Origin of the sequence: Kribbella sp. ALI-6-A, from assembly GCF_001984195.1 — a bacterium.
Classification (GTDB): Bacteria; Actinomycetota; Actinomycetes; order Propionibacteriales; family Kribbellaceae; genus Kribbella.
In genome coordinates, this window is sequence record NZ_MTQN01000012.1 from 322,428 (window position 1) to 345,630 (window position 23,203).

General features: G+C 64.4%; 13 protein-coding genes. 5 read left to right on the forward strand and 8 right to left on the reverse strand.

Annotated features, from left to right (window positions below; all coding sequences use genetic code 11):
- Window positions 1–518 precede the first annotated feature (518 nt).
- Window positions 519–4,547: a hypothetical protein gene (locus BWI15_RS28200; protein ID WP_143465896.1), complete on the forward strand. Its 4,029-nt coding sequence runs from the start codon at window positions 519–521 to the stop codon at window positions 4,545–4,547.
- 789 nt (window positions 4,548–5,336) lie between these two features.
- Here the strand turns inward: BWI15_RS28200 and BWI15_RS28205 are convergent.
- Window positions 5,337–5,561: a hypothetical protein gene (locus BWI15_RS28205; protein ID WP_143465898.1), complete on the reverse strand. Its 225-nt coding sequence runs from the start codon at window positions 5,559–5,561 to the stop codon at window positions 5,337–5,339.
- Between the two features lie 239 nt (window positions 5,562–5,800).
- The gene (locus tag BWI15_RS38970) at window positions 5,801–6,322 is read right to left on the reverse strand and encodes a hypothetical protein (protein WP_143465900.1); all 522 of its coding nucleotides are present in this window, start codon (window positions 6,320–6,322) and stop codon (window positions 5,801–5,803) included.
- A 1,255-nt stretch (window positions 6,323–7,577) separates the two neighbouring features.
- Here BWI15_RS38970 and BWI15_RS28215 point away from each other — a divergent pair.
- Window positions 7,578–7,931 carry a hypothetical protein gene (locus BWI15_RS28215; protein ID WP_077017592.1) on the forward strand — a complete coding sequence of 118 codons (354 nt, stop codon included), beginning with the start codon at window positions 7,578–7,580 and terminating at the stop codon, window positions 7,929–7,931.
- A 539-nt stretch (window positions 7,932–8,470) separates the two neighbouring features.
- Here BWI15_RS28215 and BWI15_RS38975 read toward each other — a convergent pair.
- On the reverse strand, window positions 8,471–9,850 hold the full coding sequence (locus tag BWI15_RS38975) for a HEPN domain-containing protein (RefSeq protein WP_143465902.1): 1,380 nt from the start codon (window positions 9,848–9,850) through the stop codon (window positions 8,471–8,473).
- Window positions 9,851–10,872: 1,022 nt separating this feature from the next.
- On the opposite strand from BWI15_RS38975, the gene BWI15_RS38980 reads away from it, so the two are divergent.
- Window positions 10,873–11,985 carry a hypothetical protein gene (locus tag BWI15_RS38980; RefSeq protein WP_143465904.1) on the forward strand — a complete coding sequence of 371 codons (1,113 nt, stop codon included), beginning with the start codon at window positions 10,873–10,875 and terminating at the stop codon, window positions 11,983–11,985.
- 534 nt (window positions 11,986–12,519) lie between these two features.
- Here BWI15_RS38980 and BWI15_RS38985 read toward each other — a convergent pair.
- Window positions 12,520–13,386: a hypothetical protein gene (locus BWI15_RS38985; RefSeq protein WP_143465906.1), complete on the reverse strand. Its 867-nt coding sequence runs from the start codon at window positions 13,384–13,386 to the stop codon at window positions 12,520–12,522.
- Window positions 13,387–14,260: 874 nt separating this feature from the next.
- Here BWI15_RS38985 and BWI15_RS28225 point away from each other — a divergent pair.
- The gene (locus BWI15_RS28225) at window positions 14,261–14,521 is read left to right on the forward strand and encodes a hypothetical protein (protein WP_077017594.1); all 261 of its coding nucleotides are present in this window, start codon (window positions 14,261–14,263) and stop codon (window positions 14,519–14,521) included.
- Window positions 14,522–14,769: 248 nt separating this feature from the next.
- Here BWI15_RS28225 and BWI15_RS28230 read toward each other — a convergent pair whose 3' ends face one another.
- The 4 genes from BWI15_RS28230 to BWI15_RS28245 all read right to left on the reverse strand — a co-directional run bounded on the left by BWI15_RS28230 (window position 14,770) and on the right by BWI15_RS28245 (window position 22,473).
- Window positions 14,770–19,107 carry a hypothetical protein gene (locus tag BWI15_RS28230; RefSeq protein ID WP_143465908.1) on the reverse strand — a complete coding sequence of 1,446 codons (4,338 nt, stop codon included), beginning with the start codon at window positions 19,105–19,107 and terminating at the stop codon, window positions 14,770–14,772.
- Between the two features lie 702 nt (window positions 19,108–19,809).
- Window positions 19,810–20,361, reverse strand: a complete 552-nt coding sequence (locus BWI15_RS28235) for a hypothetical protein (RefSeq protein ID WP_077017596.1) — start codon at window positions 20,359–20,361, stop codon at window positions 19,810–19,812.
- A gap of 137 nt (window positions 20,362–20,498) precedes the next feature.
- Entirely contained in the window at window positions 20,499–21,389 is an 891-nt protein-coding gene (locus BWI15_RS28240) for a hypothetical protein (protein ID WP_077017597.1), read from the reverse strand.
- Window positions 21,390–21,726: 337 nt separating this feature from the next.
- Window positions 21,727–22,473, reverse strand: a complete 747-nt coding sequence (locus tag BWI15_RS28245; protein WP_077017598.1) for an SDR family NAD(P)-dependent oxidoreductase — start codon at window positions 22,471–22,473, stop codon at window positions 21,727–21,729.
- Between the two features lie 52 nt (window positions 22,474–22,525).
- On the opposite strand from BWI15_RS28245, the gene BWI15_RS28250 reads away from it, so the two are divergent.
- Window positions 22,526–23,194 carry a TetR/AcrR family transcriptional regulator gene (locus tag BWI15_RS28250; RefSeq protein WP_083751073.1) on the forward strand — a complete coding sequence of 223 codons (669 nt, stop codon included), beginning with the start codon at window positions 22,526–22,528 and terminating at the stop codon, window positions 23,192–23,194.
- Window positions 23,195–23,203: the final 9 nt, after the last annotated feature.

The following is a 23,203-nucleotide window of genomic DNA, read 5'->3' on the forward strand; positions in this document are numbered from 1 at the left end:
CTCCCACAATCTGACGAGCCTGGAACTTTTGAGGTAGTCCACCAGGATTCGCAGCACGACGGAGGTCTGCTGGGCGTAGTCGGGGAGGTCGTTGCCGGCGGGGTGTTGTTTGGCGGCTTGATGAGCTTCGCGGACGTCGTCGGCGTTCCAGCCGGTGGAGGGGTTGCGCTGAAGGTCGCCGAGGGCGGAGCGGCGGGTGAAGAACTCGTTGGCACGCTCGGGGGTCGGGCCTAGGGAGTCGATGTAGGCGGCGACTTCTCGGCATTCGCCGTCGGTGAGGAACTGGTCGAGTCGGGGCGGTTCGTGGAGTTGCTCCGCGTAGTGGACGAGTGCCGCCGTGCATTGGATGGTCACGACGGCCTCGGGGTCGAGGTCCGGCCTAATCCGTAGGCTAGGAGTGGTGCGAATCGGCGGCGGCTGTGTCAAACTCAGGGTGATCTCGCTCGGCCGTCGAACACGCTGGACCGCCCTGCCCGCAGCGCGACGTTGCGGCTGCAACGTCCTAGGCTTGGCCCACCATGACGCACGAGACAGCTGCCTCGGCTGAGGACGGATCTCTCGGCTCGGCCGAGGACACGTCCCGACATTCTGCGCCGGATGCGGCCCGGTGGGTGGCGACGCTAAATAGCGAGGTCCCACGGACCCAGCACGGACTGCTCGATACGGCGACGCTGAGCAGCGACTGGTACTCAGGTAGCCGTCCGCGAAGGGCTGAGGACTTGGTCGGCAGCGAGCGGTCTTACGTACTGCTCGCGCCAGGCGGTGCAGGCAAGACCACGCTGGTCAGGGACCTACAACGGCGCGAACCCGACAGTACATCGATCGATCTACGCATGCACGGTCGCGAGTCGTTGGTGGAGCAGATCAGGCAGCTCAGCCGCGATGCTGCCGCCGTATTCATCGACGCCATCGACGAGGCCGTGCAGCTCGACCCGAATATCGGCTACGTGTTGGTCCAGCTTCTCAGCGAGCGAACGGCGAAGAGGGCGTCGTGGCGACTGGCATGTCGGCCTGGCTTGTGGACGGTTGACCTGGCTGAGGGGCTTCGCGCCGCGCTGCCTGGCTTCCAGGAGCTGGAACTCCTCCCTCTGGACCTGCACGGCATCGAGGAGATGGCGGGCTCCGACGCTGACGCGTTCCTGACTGCCGTAGCCGACGCTCGTCTGACGCGTCTGCTTGCCCAGCCTCAACACGCCCGCGCCCTGCTCGACCAGTGGCGTACGACGAGGGAGCTGCCCGCCGGCCGCTCCGAAGCGATGCGCCACACCGTCAGCAATCTGTTGCTCGAAACTGGTCGATTTCGGCCGCGCAGGGTTCATGACGACAGGCGGATGGCGCTCCTCGCCGAACGCCTGGCGGCGGTGACCATCTTCTGCGGCGTGGGGCGCTTCGGGCTTGGACAGGTCAACAATCCCTCAGACGGCTCGGCAGACAGCGCACTGCTGCCTGTCACCGCCGTACCCACCGACCACGAGCCCGACCTCGCCGGACAAATGACCGTTGAGGACCTCCACGAGGTTCTCAACACGACGCTGTTCTCCGCAGCCGGCCAGGGCAGCGTCCGCTTCGCCCACCAGTCCTATGCGGAGTTCCTCGCCGCGGCGTACCTTGCTCGCCGAGGCGTCAGTGGACGACGGCTCCTGTCCCTCCTCGGGGCAGACGCTAACGGCCTAGCGCCCGGCCCGATGATCGAGGTGCTCGGCTGGCTGTTACCGCTCGGCGCGTCTATCCCGGCCGACCTCATCGCAGACAACGCGAAGCAACTATTAAGTACAACGGGGCTCGAGTTGGCAGACGACAAGATGCGCCGGCGCGTCGTCGACGCGCTTCTACGTGGTGCCGCCAATGGCTCCATCGACGAGGGCTGGAACCTCGATACCTCCCCGCTTGCTCATCCCGATATTGGCGATCAAATCCACGAGGCGGTCCAGCGGGCGGCCAACCACTGGGAGATCTTCTGGATCTGTCGCATCACCCGGCACTGCAGGGTCAGTGACGCGGCCGATGACCTACTCGCGATCGCATTCAACCTCACTTGGCCCTCCTTCGTACGCGCTGAAGCGGTGGCATCGTTCGCAGCAGTCGCGGCACCCGTCCGAGTCGACGAACTCGCGCCCCTTCTCTTCCTAAGTTCAGAAGAGGATCCTCAGGACGAGATCCTGGCTGCCGCGTTGCGGGCACTTCTTACAAGAACTGTGGATCTCGACCGATTGACGGCCGCGCTGAGGCCGCGACGCTCGCCGAGCTACATCGGCAGCTACTCACGCCTACTCGATGAGCTGCCCTCGCTCTTGGACGCCGATCACGTGCTGCCTGTGCTCAGGTACGCAGTAGGCCGTCGCCCGAACCACAGGGACTACGCGTTCGACCGACTGCTCGGTGGCCTGCTGGCGCGAGCGTGGACCATGCATGAACCCTCTATCGCGGCCGAGGTCGGGGGGCTGCTTGGTCAGGAACGACTCGGTGGGCAAGTGGAGTTCGATCGCGGCGAGCACCCGTGGGAAGTCGACGACAACCCTGACCTGCGTCGCGCCATGGCCGCTGCCATGCTGTCGGTGCACCACAACGCCTTCATGGCCGTCTTGGACCTGCGCATCCTCACGCCTCAGGACCTGACATGGCTGATCGACTGGATCCCGAGTGCACCAGCACAGGCGCTGGCTGCGGCCGAAGTCGTACTGAGGCAACTGGCATGGAACGTCGCCGACCGCGTCACCGCTGACCGAATCCTGACAGTGAGCGAAGACCATCCGGCCTATTCGATCCTGTCGCAGTTCCAGGGATATCGAGACATCGGCGCTCGACCCGACTGGGGGGTGCGCAGACGGATCAGCGACCACCAACGGCCAGGACCTGAGCGACACCTCGCCGTCCTGCGGCAGACGTTGAGTCGCGTCCGCGCGCAGCGCGATCAGTGGTGGGAGGCGGCGTTGGCGCTCGCCGGGGACCTCCATGCTGCGGACCCGAAGGCTGCATTTGGATGGGATCTCACGGAGCGGCCCCTGTGGCCGCTGCTGGACGCTGAGGAACAAGAAGAATTCTGGCAAATCGGGATCGCGTACCTCTCAGCACGGCAGCCCGAGCCCGGCAGCTGGGCCAGTCGCGACAGGTGGACCTACCAAGAGATTATGCCTGATTGGGCAGCGGTCTACCTCCTAGCCACGCTCGCCGAACACCGCCCTGACCTGCTTCGCCGCGTCCCTCAGCGGGTATGGGATTCGTGGGCGGAGACGATCGTGGTGACACCAGCATTCATGAACGAGGAACAGAAGAAGCGGCGACTCGGAGCGTCGGCACCGCCGCGGGGCCGCGCCGCCCTGTCCGCTGCACTGCGCGACCACGTGCGGACCGCCCCGACAGTAGCGTTTCCGCATCACCCCCTCGCTGACTTCACAGATCCCCTCCTGCTAGACGTCGTCGCGGCAATCGCTCGCGACCCCCGGCAGCCATTAGCCCGCCGAGACGCGTCCTTCGAGGTACTGGTCGAGCATGCACCAAGCGTCGCATTGGACAATGCTCGCGCGACCAGAGCCGAAGAGCCGGCGCCGGCGGGGGCCATTGAGGCGCTGGCCAAGCTCGCGCCAGAGGAGCTACTCACCCCGTGGCTCGCAGCTGGGCAACTGGGACCGCTTGAACACCTACGTGAGATAGACCCCATCCAGCTCTCCGATTCTTCGCTGGCCGCGCTGAGTCGCTTGCTCCTCGACCGACTACCCTTCGCGGGCGATCCGGAACGTGCCGACGACTTCGCCCGAAGCACTCCGGAGTCGGAGGCCCGTCGGCTGCGCATGAATCTGCTTCAAACGATGGCTCGCCGCGGCATGGCCTCGCATCTGGCATCACTTAGGACGGAGCGGCCAGCAGAAGACCAAGAGCAAATCAACCACCTGCTGCAACAAGCACGCGCTCACGAGGCTCTATCGCTGTGGCGCCCACTGACACCGGACACGATGATGGCGTTGGTAGCCCGCGGCGACGCTCGCGTGATCCGCGACAGCGCCGGGCTCATCACGGTACTGCTTGAGCAACTTGATCAGATTCAGCATTACGTTCGCGAACGCGCGGGCTTCCGCAGTCTTTGGAACGGTGACCCCGGAGCGAATGCCGCTTCGCCCAAGATGGAAGACGACATCTCGGACTGGCTGGCTCAGCAACTCGAACTGCGGTTGACACCTCACGTCATCATCGACCGCGAGATTCAGGTCCGTCGCACGGCCGCAAGCGGGGTCGGCACCCGCATCGACATCACCGCGACCTCGGGAGGAATCCAACTGGGTCGCGTGGTGTTCGAAGCCAAACACGTCCAGAATCGTGACCTGCTCACAGCCATCGACCACCAGCTCATCGGCCGGTACATGCAACCAGCAGACCTCACCCACGGAATCTACATCGTCTACTGGACCGCTCCTGCGCTGCGACCCTCCTCCTGGAAGCGCAACCACCCGGATCCGTCGCTACTCGCCGACGAGCTGCGCACGCAGGCACGTCGTCATGGACCGGATAGATGCGTCGAGGTCTTCGTCCTCGACATCGGTCCACGGCCCTGACAAGCGCTACGCAACGGCCCACATGTGTCGACTGCAACACCCGAGCCCGAACCTTGCGTTCGAGTGTCGCCGATGTATCGAACTAGATGACGCCGCCTGCCGGAATCGGGCCGACGGCCTTGTCATTACGAGGAGGAACGACAGGGTCGCATCCGCTCTCTACCAGGGGTTTTTGTTGCGCGGCAGCCCCCACCGGGCGCGGGATCCCCCATAGGTATCCGCCACTTCGTGCCACGAGTGATGCCACGCAGGCAGAATCCACAGGCACCAGGGGTTGGACGGATTGATTGGCCGGTCGGAGCTACGAGATCCGGCCGCGGGCCATACGTGCGATCTGGCGTCGAGCTGCCTGTGGATAACTCGGCATCAGGCCAGCTAACCGTGACACCAATCCCAATGCCGTACGCCGAAGGCCTCCGCCGGCACCTGGCACAGCGCGGGAACGCTAGGCCGGCGCTCCCGTGCAGAGCAGGGAGTTCGGCGGACGAATGATGGTCGGGCCCGTCCAGGCTGGACCACTGTTGGCATGTGCAGAGGATTCGGCGTCGACCCGGCCGACAACGAGCTGCCAGGAGCGGTGTCGCTGAATGCGTCTATGGGGCGGACGGCAGCGACAAGCGGCCAGGTAAATCGCTGCCTCGGGTTTTGCGGACCCGACCTCGGCGGAGAACGCGGTTACGTCGAAGTACTGCGAGAGATCGCTGCCCTGCCACTGCAGCTGCGTCTCGGAGGTGATGTTGCTGATCAGGCCGGTGCGCCATCCGAGAGCTCGCATCTGCGCCAGTGCATTCAACGTCGTCTCGGGAGCGCCTCCGATGAGCTGGTGTGTGCGAGCCTCCGCCGCGCCGCGGTCGCCTGCTCCAGCTGATCGTCGCTCGGCTGCCGACCACTCCGACGGGCGATCTCCCGCAGTGTGCTGGGCAGGTCGCCGTACAGGCCGGTGAAGCGCTCGTACGCCGTCGCCTCGAACGCGGCCGCGAACGCATCCGGCTCAACATCAAGAATCTGCGCCATTTCCCGGTTCACCTCCGCCCGCTCCACCTGACTCCGGGGATCAAAGTGCTGAACAGGAGCACGAGCAACGCACGATGCATAAAGCGCAAAGCCACCCTGCACGCTCCGGCTCATGGCGGCCGCGAAGTTCGTTACGAGGGCCAGATTTAGCGGCTGGGGCGTCGTGCCGACTCCGAAACCCGACAGGTTGTGTGTCTGTCCGCGTCGACCGCACATGGGGGTAGCCCACCGCGGTTACCTCACTGTCGCGACCTTGGTCCGCGATCAGGCCTGATCGCATTCAGGTGCTGAAGCTTCAAGCGTTCACGAGCAGCCGCCAGATTGGTGCCATCGCTCTGTCCCAACAGCTCTTGGGCCAGCTCCCGTAGCTTCGTCATCTGGTGGCGCCAAACACGGCTTCGTCCAGAGATCTCGGCATCGTTTGCTGCGTGCATTGCACGGAGCCACTTGGTCGTCTTGCGGCTAAGGCGACGGTTTAGTGTCTGGCGGGCGACGCCGTAGTCGGAAGCCATAGCGCTCCACGAGACACCAGATTCAACCGTCAGTGCCACAGCACTCACTTCAACCTGTTCAATCAGGTCGCGAAGGGTGGTGACATGCTCCGTGTATGGCGGCTCAAGGGTGATGAGCTCCAAGGAAGTCACGGCCATGTTGAGGCACAACGCCATGTGGTGCTCGATAGCGTGATTGAGGCCAATCTCGGCCGTGTTGGCGAGACGTTGCTCGACTGCGTGCTTCAGGCTGGCCGCAGGCGAATTCATCGCAGTCACCGCTTCGGGACCAGGCTGTGTAGGCCGCCCACGACGGTCAGACCAGCCAGGCTTGCCGCCGCGAGTCCGCTGAGGATACCCACAAGGATTGGCAGGGTCTGGCCGCTTGTGTCGGCCGCCACCGCAAGGCCGGCTGGAATACCAGCTCCGGCGCCGGCGATCACAGCGATCACGAGGGACCACGTCGCGATTGCCAGCGCCCGAGCAGACATTAAGCCTTCGCTTTCGGGGGGCACTTCAGCCGCAAGCTTGAGCTGGGACCGGACACCGCGTCGCGGAGGGGTTAGAGTCATCTCGACTCCCTTTCAACAGTTGGGACTGTGGACGGGGTCAACCCGAGCGGCTCTCCGACTCCAACGGGGAGCCGCCCTCTTTACTGCCGGCATCTCCATGCTTGAAGTGCTCACTGGTAGCTTCCGGCTACGTCGACTCTAGAACTGTCGATGGCCGCCGCCGCGACATCCAACGTGCATCAGCTGTCAGTGTCGTGCTGACACGTGTGTGGTTGGTGCCGATCGATTAGCCACACACCTGTCGCGGCGAAGATCCTCGATCGCCACCCACGGAGTAAGCACGGAGCCGAGCGGTTCAAGCGTCGGGCGATGGCTCTACCAATCGAATCTGGGCACGCCGGCCAGCGCTCGATCCGGGTCCACGCGACACGATCCCGCACCTCGCGGCCGATCTGTCGCGCCAACGGCGACAATCGGCACTCAGTGGGGCACTACCCATCGCTCGCAGACTGGACCGCGGACCTTCACATTACGAGGAGGATGCTCAGCGTGTTGTGCGCTTCCATGAGGCACTTCTGGTTGCGCGGTCACTGTCACACCGGCGAAGATTCTCATGCTTCGTCGCAGTTTGGCACCATGTCCCGCACCACAAGCAGGCCCCGGGCAGCCGCGGCAGGTGCAGGCTTGGTTGACCTACCGACAGCCGGGCCTGCACTCCGCATGGCAGAGGGCTGTGAATAATTGAGATGTCGGACGGCTGGTTCCAGAGCGCACCGCTGCGAGAGTCACGGACGGCTCGGAGCCTGGCGGATCACAGCGCAGACGCCAGGCCCACATGCTCTCCTGGACCGCAGGCGCGCCTACGATCCACGGATGGATGCGACAGTGTTGTGGGTGCGGCAACGGCCTTAGTTGGCGCGGTCGTAGGGTCGCTTGGGGCGCCGCTACTTCAAGGGCGCCTAGCCGATCGCGCCAGTCTGCGCAACGAGCGGAGGGCCTTGTACTCCGAAGCGATGTTATATGTCCACTTCATCACGCGGCGGCTGGACTGGGCCATCGATCCGATGAACGCTCCGGGGACTGTGGAGAGCAGACGCAAGCAGTACGGCGAGCTCTGGAAGATTCCTGATGCGACGACAGGACGCATGCAGTTGATCGCACATAAACAAGTTCGTGACGCCTGGGCAAAGCTTCTGAACGCGGAAGCGAACTTCGTTTGGGAGATGCAGGAGAGCTACTCTCACATTGGGCACCCGGACGCCGGCTATGACGGGGTGCCTTCCGACGTTCCCCAGCTCGTCGAACTCGGCGAGGCGTGCGGCCGATTCCAGGATGCGTGCCGCCAAAGCCTTGGCGTGCGGGATTGACGCGATCCGCAGCGTGGTCAACTCGGCCAGCCGCCCGTTCGGGTCGCTCGCCCCATCCGGCTCAGGCTGGGTACTCATCGAGCGGTCCTTGATGCGGGTATCTGACGCTAGTCCAGCCCTTGCCATTGCATGTGGGGCACGGCTGCGTGGCGGCCGGATGGGTTGGGCAGATCGCACTCTTCATGGCCGCGACGGCGACCATCAACCCGATCTGGCCGAACTGGTGTCCATTCGGTGGGGTGGGGGGCATGACCGTGCCTGTTAACACCCCGGCGGCGGAGGACGAGGACCTCGCGGCGAAGGCGGCCCGACATGCAGAGCCCCAGGTCAAGTGCCCCCGACCTGGGGTTCTCCGTGCTCCGTGCGGAGCGGGTCTTCGCATCGGGCCGACGACCTTCTCATACGAGGAGGAACCTCAGCGCTGCATTCGTTCTGGTCGAGCACGACTGCTGAACCCGTCCAGCGCACGGAGACAGAGAGGCTGCACAATCGCATGGCTCAGCACCCATAGTCCGATCCCTGAACGAATACCAGTCCACTCAAATCCGACGATAGACTGACGGCAAGTACTGAGTTCTCGTCAAGACGAAGCTCGACCATTCGTGATTGCGCGTCGCCCGTATTGCCAATATCTCCGATGAAATCCCGGCTTTTATGAGCAGAAGCACGGTTAGCAGCCAGCGCAGCGACTGCTGGATCGCGAGCATTTCGAAAAAGAGCTTCGTCGCATCCTCATCTTCGACTGGCAGCCGATGAGCGTACCGGTTGCGGTGCTTAGCGACAACCTTTGTCCAGTTGTCAGTCACGCCAGTCAATCCTGGAAGGATAGTTTCGACCACTTCGGCTAGGCTGTGCATACGCTTTCGAAATACCGGCTCATCGAGGTACCCGGTCGACTCATGCATAGCAGCGCGAGTTTCAGAGTCAAGTCTATCTTTCAGCGAACTGATGGCCGGCGGGATCTTCTCAATTTGCTCTGGACTCAGTCGACGCTCATGCGGATGTATGCGGCGATGATATCCCTCAGCAGCGCTTGCCAAGACAAGTAGGCGGATCTCCAATGATGGCCCGGTTCTGCCCACCTGGCCCGCAACCAGGGTAGGGATCACATCAAGCGAGACAGAGTTCGCGAGCCATGCCGCAAGGCCTTGCAGGCGTACATCGGCATAATGCACGACCTGATGTTCGCGCTTTGCCTTCGGCGGCACCGGATGCGGAGTATCTAATAGTGGGTGACACAGAATGCTCCACGGAGAATCCGCAGAGGTTCTCAACTGGATACTGACGGACCAACTCTGACTGCCGATTGCGATGGTTGCCAGATCACTCAAAGGTTTCACGAAGTCCTTCAGTATTCTCTCCAGATTGAGCTGTACTCCATCGAGAACAATCCAGTAATCCTCGCCACCATCCGATGTCTCTTCCAACCGGATTTCGGCATTACCACCCAAATGCGGCACCGGACACGGGGGCTCCTCGGCCGTCTTCACTATGATGGGTCTGCGAGTTTCTGGATCCAGACCAGCAATGTATGCTCGCCGCCAAAAGTCGAAATTCTGAATCCGAACACGGGCGGACACATACTTAGTCTCGGCGTCTACGTGCCCACCGACAAGCGCCCATCTCCCAGTAATGATCTGGGCGTTCGGATCAAAATTCCGTCCGCTGGTGTATCCCTCGGCAATGGTGATCGCACCGATATCAGGTGCCTCCGCGTGCACGAAAATCTGTTCTTGCTCGGGGCCGAACGGTAGGTCGACAACCTCAGTCTCGCCTGGCAGGTTCGTCGCCCGTTCTTCGTAGGCTGGGGTGAGCTCGCCATCCACACTGACAGTTGGCCGCCTCAGTGTTAGATCCACGGATCCGGTCAGCTTGCGGGTGGTATCGGCAACGTTCCAGATCTGCGTTTGACCAGTCATTCCCCGAGTAAATCACTCTCCGCTTACACGGACACGACCGTCCTCCTTCGATCGCCAGTGGCCAGCGGCTCGTGCGCCACCTAGCTATTCGACGCAGTGCGTGCATAGGGGGCATTCAGGACCCGACGTCAACCGGCGTGGCTACGTCGACGACCTTCTCATTACGAGGAGGACGCTCAGCGTGTCGCCCTCTTTCATGAGCGTCACCCTCCACGCGGATGTTCGCCTCACAACCACGGACTCCATAGATCGCTAGGGTTTCGCACCACGATCCGCACCACGGACCCGTAGCCCTCTGGACAACTCGCACTGGGTAGTGCAAAGCACGGCCTGGGTCATGCTTCGACGGCGCACTTCGGGCTGTTCCCGATACCGACAGCATTCGGGCCGCTCTCCCACGGCAGAGTGGTGTGGAGGTCACGGTACGCCGACCATCATGGCGGGCCCGGCAGGAGGTCGACCGGATGCCGCCGAGCGCCGGGATCACCCTTGACCCGGAGACGCTGACGTCCAGAGCTGGGCGCCGGAGCAATGCGACACCGAGGTCCACCTCGGGCACCTCCCGCGACAGTGAGCCCACTGTGACGGTGGTGAGCACTGACCCGTCCGGCCAGCGGATGGGGCGGTGCTTCCCGGCCCGTCACCTCCGGGTGGAGCGCCCGGCAGTCGCCCTACGCCGTAGTGCTCGGCGGGACTGTCAGCTGCTGAATCGGGCGAGCTGCTCGGCGGCGCCGTCGCGTCGCCATTGCGCGGCGGCGGCGTTCCGGGTCGCGCTCTCCACGATGCGCTGAGCCGACGCTGATGAGTAACGCCGAGTTCGTCACGGCGAAGGATCGACGGAGTCGGGTACTGGTGCGATAGGCAACGATCTTGTCCGGATCGTCCGCGAGCTGGGCGGAAATAGGCGGACGCCATGCGTCTCTGGCGGAGAACCTTGCCCACCCTGTCCTGCCCATTGAGGCAGTCATCGCTGGCTCCCCACGCCTGCGGCAGGTCATGCAACTGTTTGTATGGGTAACTGTATGTTCTTGCTGGGATCGGACGCCCCAACATTGCGTAACTACATCAGTCAGTCGCTATGGACAACAACCGCCGGCGATCGGATTCGTGGGCGCGTTCCGTACATCGATCCTAACGCGACAGACCTAGACGACCTCAACGCCTATATGGAGATCCAGAGCCAGGTCATGGCCTGGCTTGGCGACGCCGACAACTACGTCCCTCTGCAAGCCGAAGCGCTTGCACGGTCGACCTTGAGTTTTGATGCTGGAGATTCTAGCGAGAAACAGGCAGTCGTTTCGTTGATCGACCGCGCACTATCAGACTTGGAACGTGACGGGTTCGCCCTCGCCGCCAGTCCATACAGATTGACCGAACGAGGCGCCACTGCACGGCTCACAGGACTCAGCCCGGCGAGCGCCGCCCGAGTGAGCGAAGCGGTGGCACTCGGCGCGGACAGTTGGATGCAGGATTTGGCCGGGTTGAGGACGCTGGATCCAGGCATGGCCGCTCAGATCGCACAACTGGTCTTTGAGGCGAGCGAGGTCATCCAGCATTCGCTTTGGTTTAGGCGCGAAGCAGGCTCTAGTCAGGCAGGAAAACTGTCGACTATGCTCCGCTTCAACTCAGAGTCACGGCATCGGCGAACCGAGTCAGACACATTTGCGGCGGACATTGCATTATTTAGTAGCTGGATTGCTGGCGACAGTTACATGCAACTTGCGAACAAGGCACCTATCTTCAAAAATGCGAACTCGCTTTTCGGCGGTTCCAACGAGACAAAGCGGACGTCGGATGCTGCCGAATATGTCGGCAAACTTACGTACCCTGCCGCCTGGGTCTGGTCCGGAGCGGTGATTGTGGGCAAGGAGCATGGCCTCGATATTCCAGCGTTTGTGAAGAGCTCGATCGAGTATGGCGTCCAAAGCGAAGCGGCCGCTCAGCTCATCACGAGAGGGCATCTGACTCGCGGCGGAGCCGTCTTTGTTGCTCGTGAATGCGGCGACGAGTGGGAGAATGTGTCAGACCAGATAGGTGACGAAGCGCAATTGGAGTTGTTTAGTTCGGGACTAACCAGCTTGGATTACGAGCGCCTGAGAGACCTCGGCGAACGGTTGCGTCTGAGCGTGCAGTAATGCTCACTCCGCCGGATGAGTGGGGTTTCGCCAGGACCGCAAGGTGAAGGGATGCGCGGAACTGCCGGAGGCCTAGAGCGATTAGGCGAACTGAATATGAAAGGTCGCTGCGCGGAACCGCGGGTGCCGCCCGCCGACCGTCGGTCTCTGGTTAGCGGCAGGGACCACATGGCGCAGCTGAGGTATCCAGCTCCCTCTTTGGCGAGCGCCCCTCGATGGCCGGCGGCCATCAGCGTCGAAGCGCTGAGGGGGCGAACCGCCGCACCCTTGCTGACGATCGGCGTGGGATCAATCGTGGTACGAAAGGGGTCAACCCAAGTCGGCTGGTGAGGCCGAGAACCGTTCCAGGAGCGGGTTCTGACGCCTGATGAGGCCACTTGATAGGTGTTCATGGCCCCTTTAAGCCGCAGGGTCTACAACCCGAGTCCGTGGCGGCTCGGTCGTCGGTTCTTCGGAGGCATGGTTGAGCAATTCGCTCACATGGCCGTGGAACACTCCTGGAACTAAGAGGCTTCAACAAAAGCGGAGACGCAATCACTTCCCCCATCGGAACGCTATTCCGTAATTGCCGTGCGGCTGACACTCTTGAGTGAACGTATGTGAAACGGCGCCGCCCGAGATGGTCAGCATGTGCGGATCACCGGCCCGGGGTAGTGAGCCGTCACGACTCGTCCGATCGTCGTACCACCAGCAGGCCGCTGGCACGTCGCGGTCCTCGAATCGGATACGTACGGTCAATCCGTTCACTGGAAGATGGCCGTCCGAAAGTTCGCCCGCAGCGATGCCTAGATGATCGATCTCTACATTGACATAGTAGTGGTCAAGCAGGGCTGTGTGGTGATTCACTGTTTCCGACGAGAAGTAATGCTTCTCCCCCGCTCGCAAAGGCCGCGGAAACCGAAGCAGGACCTCCCCCGAGGTATCGACTGCGCGAAGGTCGCGAATTGATTCAATGCTGCAACCCCAGAGTGATCGGAAGCTGAGCCGACTTGCACCTTTTGGGGTGAAAGAGCTGGCGGAGATTCGATACCCGGCAACATTATCTGAATAGGCCGTGATGAGGCGCTCGGTTATACGACGATGGACACAGCGTTCCTTCATCAAGATGGTGATGACCATCATATTGACGTAGATCGGTTGCGCCCCGGCTGGGAACGGGGTGATACTCAATGATTTAGACGTAGAGGCGCCTTCGCCGAACGACGCATTATCTGGACTGGCATCCCGTGCGACTCCGCCGTTAGGCGGGAAATCACCACCCGCCGAGGTGGTCGGCGGCCGACGGCGTTGCCATAATAGGCCGATGACCGAAAGGATCAAGGAGGCAATCCCGACAGACAGAGAATAGGTGCTACTCAATTGATCACGGAGCGATACATCGGCATTCAGGTACTCCGTCACAGCTTGGGCCACCCCCGATCCAACCCATCGCCATGCAATGCAAATGATCCCGAATATCGCGACGCCAAACAATATCGCCCGCATACGCCGCGCATGCCTCTCACCCACCTAGCCCCCCCCCGGTCGGCATTTCCATATCAGCCGCAAGTATGCGCCTAGTGTGCCGTACTCGGCGCCATGATGGAATCGTCAGTTGGGCTGAAATTCAAGCGTGACCTCCGCTCGCAGCCGCTTCTAAGGTTCCCGCTCAACCATGAGCGCTGCTGGCCGCCGCAAGGGATCGAGCCGCCGCGCCGACGACGGCCGTAATGAGGTCGCCGCCGTGGTGGCTGGAAGAGAAGGCCGGCTAGTGAGGGCGAGAGTGAGGCCTGCGTCGCCCGCAGAGCAGAGGTTGGATTGCGCTCCCCTGCACCCGGAAGTGAATGCTGAGGCCGGGCGGCTGGCGGGCCTGTGATGCTTGCCCCGGCCCTGAGCGGTACCGGCATCCGTAAGGCAGGTCTCTGGCGCGGGACCGACCGCCGACAACCCTTCCCTGGTTCGGCGGGACACCAGTTCGTCTTCGCCAGCTCAGAAATCGACGGGCCCAACATCAGTCCCCACGCTCAGGCAGTTCAGCGTGGGAATAAGGAGCAGTCAAACCAAGTCAACTGGAGTCACGACCAGCCGAATGGGATCGGCCTGCTACGCCTGGAGATGCTCCTGTCGATGCGCTGCGTCGGTTTCCTAATCCGCGCGTCACTGTCCTCGAGTCCTTGTGCCCTCCGTCACTGATGCGCGACACTCGCCCGCCATGTGATCTGGACTGTGGACGCACGAGTCGCGGCGACGGGACAAGCGGTAGACGCAACGCCGAGCGGGCTCGTAACGTCGTCGCATGACGAGTTCTGCGACGCACTACGTGCTCTGGGTGACGCGCGATGACGCCGGGCCAGTGGCGGACGCGGTGCTACGCGAGCGGGCAGGTGTCGAGGACTCCGGCGTCGAGGTGCGCACCGAGGCGCTTGGCAGGTGGGGCGTGGCGGTGATCCCGGCAGGATCCCAGGACGAGTGGGGCACCGTGTTCCCCGTGGTCATGGACGTCGGGTTCAACCAGCTGCCGCCAGAGGGCCGGGTATTCGTGGTCGATCCGGCGTGATCCTACGAGCTCCCCGCGGTTGGGTACCTGCGGCTGGTCGACGAAGTCGCCTGCCCGAGTGTCTCGTCTCGAATGGGCGGTGATCGGTGTACTGCCTGCGCTACTTCTCGGCAGTGGTGATCCGCATCGGGATCGGACGCTCGGTGCACGCGTTGCTGCCCGAGGCCCAGGCATAGGCGTTCGAGCTGAAGACTTACTGTCCCGGCCGGCGAGGCCGACGCGGGATGACTGAGTTGTCATCGCCCGGTTCAGTTGCCGTAGCCACGTCGGCGGCGCCGGCGATCCCGGTTCTCCTCCTCGAGAACGGCCTCAAGGGCCGTTAGGGCGCGATCACGAAACGCCGCCACCTCAGGCTTCGAAATATCGAGGCCGTGCACGGCCTCTATCCGTTTCTTGATCCGCTTCTCGAAGCCATCCCCAATGCTCATGGGCATCAAGCCCGTCAGCAGCTCGCCCTGCTCGCGGTCGCCCAGACCTCCCGCCAGCAGAGCAGTCACTGTCGGAGCCCACGACGGGTCTTGCCATTCGCTCGCGACGGCCGCGAGCGCACGCTGCTTGGAGGCGGAATCCCCTTGGGCCCACCCGAGCACGGTGTCTGCCCAACCGAGGGTGCCAGCCAACAGGATCGAAATGCACTGGTCGAGGCTGAACCGGGTCCGTTCGTCCAGTTCGGTCGTGGCGCGGATGGTGTCCAGCTCGGCCGCGAGGGCGAAGGCGAACGGTGCACGTTCCTCAGGAGTCATGCTTTCGAACTCATGTTCCCAGGCAATCGGCCACGCATTGATCGGGTTGTCCTCCGCGAGCCATGGCCCGAGCAACGAGGCCAGGGCCTCCGGCTGGTCGCGGGCGATGAAGGAGACGGCCATGGCGAGGTGGTGATCGGCGTGGAGCGCGGAGTAGTTCTCGCTCTCAGCAACAGCGTCGAGGTAGCGACCGAGACCGGTAACGAGGCCGAGAACCTGGTCGGAGCTCAGGCTCACCCAGTCGGCAGCGCCATGCGCCATTCTCGTCGCACGTCGGTCCCGGAAGGTCACCCATTGCAAGATCTCTGGGACGAGCGCGATTGGGCCTGCGGCGGCGAGTTCGACGACGCGATCGAGCTCCTCCGTCGTCGTCTCGCGTGAACGCGCGAGCGCCATCGCCAGCGCGCGTCCGGCCTGCAGTCTCTCCATCAGGTCTGCGTGCTCGAGAGTGTAGTTCTCTTCGCCGGCTGCGTCGGGACCCACTTCGGTGGAGCTTCGGTCCACGCCGCCGCCGGGCCGGAGAGCGGCGGCCCCGCGGATCATCCGGCCCGAACGAGCGGCGACGGCACGCGCCCCGGTCGTAACCATGCGACCGAGCAGCCGCCCGCCGGGCAGGCGGGACATGAGAGCACCAAAGGGACGTGCAGCGCGTCCTAACGCCTCCGTCCTGCGCTCGGCAGGCAGCGGCGACACCGAAGCGGCGGTCTTGGCCGAGTCGCGTCTGCCCTGGTCGCCGATGACGACGTACTCGTAGATCACCTCGATGAGGCGCGCTCTCCTAACCGGGTCGCCGACGTCGTCGAGGACCAGGGCGGCGAGCCTGGCCCCCTGGCCGCTTGCGCCGATTCTGAGGAGCCATTCGGTAACACGGTCGGTGTCAGCATCGAGAAGGCCCAGGAGAAGGTCGCGGACACCGGCGCCGGGAGGGTCCCCGATGAGCCGTTCCAGGCACCATTCGATGTCGCTCTGGGCCACGGTGACACGTCCGACCTCTCGGGCGAACACCTCTGGGAGCCCATCCCAGTTCTGTTCGCCGAGTAGTCCGGCCTGAAACAACAGCTCCACGCTCTCGACGATCCCCAGCCGGTTCGCCAACACGGTCGCGGCCATCTCGTCCCCGCGCACATCAGAACCGTCTTCACGCTCGAGCGGCACCAACATCATCAAGTGGGTGAGCGCCGCGTCGGCTATCGCCCGGGTCGCCAGTGGGTCACCTCGATTAGCCAACGTCGTCAGGGTGGCGCGGCCCGTCGTACGCAGATGCCACGCCAAGGTTTGGTGACGAGCCCAGAGTGGCAACTCGTCCCAGTGAGCGGCCAGGGCAGCCGAGACGGGCTTCGCCGCAGCTGCAAGGGCGCGCCGGTGGTACCCGGGGACCGGTCCCCCATCGAAGGGAAGGGACCGTTTCCCGATCGCCCAGATCTCCCACTGCAGCCGAACGACTCGGTTCACAACGTCCCTCGACGCCTCAGCTCCCAGGTCCATCGTGTCGAGGACGGACGCCGCGAGCCGAGCGGCATCGGCGAGGTCGCGTGCGGTCGGCTGCCGTGCCGGCATGATGCTCGATGAGAGACTCAGCTCGTCTGCGCTGCTGGGTGTCCCCCACCGCGCGATCTCTAGTACCGGACTCAAGAGAGGCACGGTGGCGGTCACGACGACGCCGGCGACGTGCGCTCGCTCCGTTGCCTCGGCCGGTTCGGGCGACCGCGGTGGCTGCGCCGCGCCCGTCTGTTGCTTGAACCAGCGCTCGATCGCCCTCAGGGCACGTTGGCGCCGCTCAAACAGGTCGTTCCAGGTGTCGCCCTGCCGTGCCGCGACAACAGCTGCGAACCCAGTGACCGGGTCTGGGCCCCGTCCGGGATTCATGGCCGCGAGCAACGCAAGGTCCATCAGGAGTCGTATTGCGCCCGCGATGTCCTCGGTCACCGCGGCCGTCCGGACAGTCATGTCATTGAGCGCCTGCAGCACGAAGCGTGCCTCGTCGACCTCACGGTCATCCTCGGTCCAGGACAACGAGAGCGACGGACGCGGAGGCCACCGTCGCGCTACCTCTACTCGCAGTCGGTCGAGCGTGGCAGGTAATGCACCTGCCACGGGTTCCAGGAGCGCCACCAGCGCGCGCCAGGTGTCCCCGTCGGCGTCGGCTGGCCACAGCCCGTAGACGCCACGCTCGATCACGCGCACGAACTGCTGCTCGCCGGCGATGCGGCAGGCTTGACTGAGCACCCCGAGGGCGCGCGCCAGCCAGGTTGTGTCGACGTGGGGACTTGGGTCAGATATCGAGGTGAGCTCGTTGATGCCGAACACGCCGCGTCGGGACTGGATTGCTGAGCCAGCGGACCTCGACTCAGCGCTGTCGACGGCCGTGGCACCGGTGGCCGCGGCACCGATGGACAACTCGCCGAGACGATTCAGGACGGTGCTCCGATCGATCCGGACGTGCTGGGTGAGGTCCAGCGCCTCGGCGACAAGAACCGGGGCCAAGAGGTCGGGCTTGATCGAGTAGCGGACGGTATGTTGGGAATGCTCCTGGACGGTCGCCGTGACAAGGCCGGTGTCGCAAAGACGGTCCAGGAGCTCCTCGACCTCCTGGACTGCTCCGGGGAGGTGGCGGACGGCGCCGGTGAGCGCGCAGATTTCTCCTCCGCTAGCGGCGGAACCTATGAGTGCCAGCGCCACAGCAGTCGCGCGGGCGGCTGGCGTCTGCAGCTGCATGAGACGTTGCGTGACGTGGCGGCTCAGGACATCGCGGGCTGATGCAGCTGTGAAGGAATGGTCTCGTAGAGCGACGCTGCAGGCTGTATGGGCGAGCAGTGGGGAGCCCTCGGACAGGGCGATCACAGCGACGGTGAAGGCATCGTCCTCAATGCCGTGGCCCCTGACGATGGCGACGATGTCAGAGCGGTCCAGTTCCGACACCAGCACCGACCTCGTCGGCAACGCGCCGATCCCGATGCCGGAAAGGACAGGTTCCCTGCCGTCGGGACGGAGTGTCACAACGATCTTCACGTTCGCATACCGGGGATCGCCCAGAAGGGTCGCGATCCCGGACAAGTCGGGGCTCTGGTGGGCATCGTCAACCACGATGACCACTGGCGCATCGACGGGGACGCCGGCGAGCGCGGCGACGTCGATGCTGGCTCCGGCCCGGGCAAGAAGGGTGGTCGTCGCGGACCGGCCAGTCGCTTCGACCACCGAGCGGGTCTTCCCCAGGCCGCCCGCGCCAAGCACGAGCAGTAGTCGTGCGGCCCCAGGCGTGTCGTCGATGATGAACGACACGATCTCGTCGACATGCGTGGCGGTGCCGACCATGTCGTCGTCGATTCCTGGGACCGAGACTGCCAGCTGTTCACGGAACGCAGCGGGACCGACGAAGGTCCGCGGCAACCGAGGTCGGACGCCGAGCTCGAGTTCGGCAATGTGACGCAGCTCATCGGTCTCGAGTGCGACCCTCAGGGTCGAGCGACCGCATATCTCGAGGGAGACCCCGAGTCTCTTCGCCTGGTCGATGAACTTGTGGTGGTACCTCTCCGGTGCCGATTGGGTAGTCAGGAAGATGGCCTTCTGCTCGCGCTTGGCCGGGTCCTCCTTCTCAATCTTCTTGAGTTCCTCGGCGAGCTTCGTCGTCCACCTGGTCTGCAGGGACACGATGACGCGGAGTTCACCTTGATCGGAGAACAGTCGACGCGCGACCAGGTCTCTGCCGGTGTCACCGGTCGGTGCGGTCAACCGGAGGTAGGGGTGGTCCTTCCTAAAGACGTGAAAGGCCACCCGTTCCAAGACATTGTCATCGGTGAGGGCGACAAGCGCCTCCTCGACGGAGTTGTATTGACGGTCTGACACAGTGCGATTATCCCCGACGTCGCGAGGGGCGATGGTCATGGCTTCGTGACGAGCCAGGTCGCGTATCCGCTCACCGCCACGCAGACTCGTCGCTCGAGGCCCCGATCTCACGTGGTACCCCGCCCGCGCGGGCCAGCATCTCTCTTTTGTGGCCTGGCTGCACCTGCACACGCACGACTAGACTGAAGCCCTGCAGCTTGGGAGATCCCGAGCGCAGGCGGGGAACCCGTCAGCGGCGAGCTCAACGCAGGCTTCGATCCCGGCCTGGCGGCCACTATGCGGAGCCTTCCTGCCAGCTCGGCGACGCGTGCAGCCGAAACTCCCGCGCAGACAGCACGCCACACCCGCTCCGGGGACCGTGAGCGCACCCAGCTGACGGTTAGTGCCGTGGGATCAAACGTGGTGCGAAATCGCGTCAAAGGGAGTCAACTAACGAGGCTAGTGTCCCTTCAAACCGGAATGTCTGACGCCTGGAGGGGCTGGTTGATAGGGCATCATTGCCCCTTTTAATCCGCGGGTTGTGGGTTCGAGTCCCACGGGGCCTACCGCATCTGACCTGCAGGTTTGCTGGAATCGGCTCTCGCGGACTCGACGCCTGTCCATGGCACTGACAATGAGTGCGCTTGGGGCGTGCCCCCGAAGAAGCGATCACGTGGATGACCCCTGGTTAGCTTCACAGCTCGCCGACTGGCAGTGCTGGGCTCAGGTCCTGCCCTTCGCTCGTCTGAGCTCGCGGAGTCTGAGTCGACGGAGCCTGAGCCGGCGGAGACGCTGGCGCAGGCTCTCGGTCCCACGCCGGCGACGCTCGTCCTTCGTCAGCCAGGTCCATCCCCACGCGCCGAGAGCGAACAACACGGCGGCGATGGGGACGGAGCTGTACATCGCCAGCGGCGACCTGTTGAAGACCGCGTCGTGCGATGTGACCCAGACCGTCACGTGCTCGCCCTCGTCCGGACGGTTGCAGGTCGTCATCACGCCGTGGTGCGTGTCTCCGTCCGCGTCCGTCCAGGTCAGGCCGACCTCGTACGACGTGCCGTGGGTGCGCCGAATCCCCTTGTCGTCTTTGCTCTCGCCGCAAGGGCCATCGGCCACGGGGGCACCGGCGACTCCGACCACCTTCTCGGTGCGGAACGTCGCGTGCTCGAAGAAGTCGTCGGGATCGTCGGATCCCAGCAACAGGGCGAACCCGAAGATGATCGCCCACCCGAGCGCACCGGCGATCGCCCAGCCGACGATGAACAGAACGCGGCGCATCCCGGCACTCCCTTGGCACGTTCCCCCGTGAACGTGAACAGCGGTGGAGTACAGGCCTGACGCCGCGTCAGCAGATCTCCATCACGTCCTGCGGCCGTGCTCGTCCTGCTTGAGCACGGCCGGCTCCTGACGCGCTGCTACTGGCCGTAGGACTTGGCGGTCCAGCCGAGGTTGCCGAGCGATCCTCCCTTGATGTCAGTGCCGATGCCGTCCGTCACTTTGGCGTCGAAGTGCACCGAGGCCGTGCCTGTGGCGGTGATGCCGAGCAGCACCCGACCGTTGGGATGCGCGGTGCAAGGGCCGGCGCTGAGCGTGGCGATCCCCGCCCACCCACTCGTCTTCAGAATCCTCCAGCTGACCTGACTCGGCGTGGCCCGGTTGATCCGCCACTCCTTGAGCTCTCCGTTGGTCTTGGTGCCGGTCAGCACGTCCACGGCCGCACTGCCCGTTCCACCGCTGCGCTCGAAGATGAGTGTGTTGACCGTGTCCCAGCCAGTACCTGGCAGCTTCACCTTTCCCGAGAGCGCGCCGGTGGACGACGAGATGGTGTAGCGGTAGAGCGAGTTCCCGGCGACCCGGTAGAGGTACGGGTAGCCGTAGGCGAGGATGCGGGTGCCGCCGAAACCACTCGTGTGCTGGTCGGCGGTCAACGACGTGATTCGCCAGCTCCCGTTGACCCGCTCGCCGTGGCGGACGACCTTGTAGAGCCAGCCGTTGGTCGGGTGGGCGGCGTACTCCCGGCTGCGGAACTGGTCCTCGCCCCCGGCGCCACCCATGTTCTGCAGCGCCGACGGCACCCAGCCGAGCATGTCGTTGGTGTACGCGCTGGTGTTGGTCTTGCGGTCGACGTACGAGTAGCCGAGCCGGTGGCCGTCGGAGCGGTACGCCGTGGCGAAGACACCGCAGTCGGCGGGGACGTCGCTGAGCGCGGCGCTCGCGGGCCGGGCGGTGAGGTTGACTCCGGCCACGGCGATACCGGCCGCGACGAGGGTCAGCGCCGTCGCGGTGGCGACGATGGACTTACGCATAGGAAAGGTCCTCCAGGAAGGCTCGGGTAAAACAGCCAAAGGTCGAGTGTGGCGACCACCGCTGTCGTTCCACTGCCCGTACTCCGCCCGTACCGCGGCCAGGACAGTGGCCCTCGGCAACGGTCACGATTCCGGTGACTGTGCGCAGCCCGTAGGATGCTGCCCGTGTCCTCGCAGGAGGCGCTGGCGCGCATCCAAGCTGAGCCGGCCGTCGAGGATGATCACCAGCTCGCCGTCGACGACCGCGCCGTCAGGCAGCTGGCGAGGCGCAACATCCCGTCGAGGTCGCTCGTCGTCCGAATCGTCGAGAGCACTCCGGTGGCACCCGTGCTCGTCGTCAGACGAGGGTGCTGCCGCCGTCGACGAACAATTCGCTTCCCGTCATCCCCGAACTCTCGTCGGAGACCAGGAACAGTACGGCGGCGGCGATCTCCTCGGGGCGGAGAAGGCGGCCAAGTGGCATGCCACCCGCGATCTGCTGCAGGAGCGCGTCGGGGTCGCTCGGGGCGAGCCCCTTCAGCCCCGACGTCTCGGTCGGCCCGGGCACGACGGTGTTGATCCGGATGCCCCGCGGCGCCAGTTCGACGGCCCACGTGCGTGTCATCGCCGCGACCGCCGCTTTCGACCCGCCGTAGATGCCGAAGCCTCGCTCGGTTCCGGACGCGGAGGTGGATCCGGTCACGACGATCGCCGCACCCTCGTTCAGGAACGGCAGCGCTCCCTGCACCGTCAGTGCCGTCCCGCGCACGTTCGTCGCGAAGGCGGTGTCGATGTCCTCCGCCGTCACCTCTGTCAAAGACCCGAACTCGCCGATGCCGGCGTTCGCGTGCACCGCGTCGAGCCCGGCACCCCGCGCGGCGACGGCCTCGAAGAGCCCCGCCACGTCCGTCGGATTCGACGCGTCCGCCCGCACCGCTGTCACGCGGTCGCCGAACTCCGCAGCGACCGCGTCGAGCGCTTCCTGCCGACGCCCGGTCAGTACGACGTGCGCCCCCTCGTCCACGAACCGGCGGACAACTGCCAGCCCGATCCCCGACGTCCCGCCGGTCACGAGCGCCGTCTTCCCGGCCAGTACCTGAGCCATGATCATCCTCCAGAAACGTTATTGACTGCTTGGTCTAGAACCGTACGGCATAATGGACGAATCGGTCAATAACTCGATCAGGAGGCCCATGATGGCAAGACCCCGCTCCTTCGACGAGGCGGACGTCGTCGCCCGCGCACGCGAGGCGTTCGCCGAGACGGGCTTCGCCGGGACGTCGCTCGACACCTTGCTCGAAGCGACCGGCCTCGCGCGCCAAAGCCTCTACAACGCCTTCGGTGGGAAGAAGGAACTCTTCATCCGGGCGTTCCTGAGCGACACCGCGGAGGCGATCGAGGCCGTGGAGTCGATCCGGCACGGATCCGACAGCCCGATCACCCGGATCCGCGCGCAACTGGTCAAGATGGCCGTGGCGCACGGCGCGGCCCAGGCGCCGCCGTCGCTGTTCACGAAAGCCGCTGTCGAGCTCTCAGCGCGGGACCCTGAAGTGGCCTCGACGGCCGCGGCAGCCTTCGAGACGATGCGGACGCACTACGCCGCGTGTATCGCGGAGGCGCAGGAGGCCGGCGAGATCGACGGCGCCGCCGATGCCGACTCGCTCGGCGCGTTCTTCTGCGCGGTGATCGAGGGCATGGGCACCCTCGGCGCAACGGGTATACCCCGCGCGACGCTCCTCGACATCGGCTTCACCAGCCTGGCAGCCATCCCGATCACCGAACTGGGCCGTGCACGCCTGGGCACAAACGACGGCGATTGGTCCTGACAACCTCGT

What these genes read in the sequence shown, in the direction of transcription:
- BWI15_RS28200 (WP_143465896.1), top strand. Translation starts at nt 519, where the DNA reads ATGACGCACGAGACAGCTGCCTCGGCTGAGGACGGATCTCTCGGCTCG.
- BWI15_RS28205 (WP_143465898.1), bottom strand. Translation starts at nt 5,561, where the DNA reads ATGGCGCAGATTCTTGATGTTGAGCCGGATGCGTTCGCGGCCGCGTTC.
- BWI15_RS38970 (WP_143465900.1), bottom strand. Translation starts at nt 6,322, where the DNA reads ATGAATTCGCCTGCGGCCAGCCTGAAGCACGCAGTCGAGCAACGTCTC.
- BWI15_RS28215 (WP_077017592.1), top strand. Translation starts at nt 7,578, where the DNA reads ATGTTATATGTCCACTTCATCACGCGGCGGCTGGACTGGGCCATCGAT.
- BWI15_RS38975 (WP_143465902.1), bottom strand. Translation starts at nt 9,850, where the DNA reads ATGACTGGTCAAACGCAGATCTGGAACGTTGCCGATACCACCCGCAAG.
- BWI15_RS38980 (WP_143465904.1), top strand. Translation starts at nt 10,873, where the DNA reads ATGTTCTTGCTGGGATCGGACGCCCCAACATTGCGTAACTACATCAGT.
- BWI15_RS28225 (WP_077017594.1), top strand. Translation starts at nt 14,261, where the DNA reads ATGACGAGTTCTGCGACGCACTACGTGCTCTGGGTGACGCGCGATGAC.
- BWI15_RS28235 (WP_077017596.1), bottom strand. Translation starts at nt 20,361, where the DNA reads ATGCGCCGCGTTCTGTTCATCGTCGGCTGGGCGATCGCCGGTGCGCTC.
- BWI15_RS28240 (WP_077017597.1), bottom strand. Translation starts at nt 21,389, where the DNA reads ATGCGTAAGTCCATCGTCGCCACCGCGACGGCGCTGACCCTCGTCGCG.
- BWI15_RS28245 (WP_077017598.1), bottom strand. Translation starts at nt 22,473, where the DNA reads ATGGCTCAGGTACTGGCCGGGAAGACGGCGCTCGTGACCGGCGGGACG.
- BWI15_RS28250 (WP_083751073.1), top strand. Translation starts at nt 22,526, where the DNA reads ATGGACGAATCGGTCAATAACTCGATCAGGAGGCCCATGATGGCAAGA.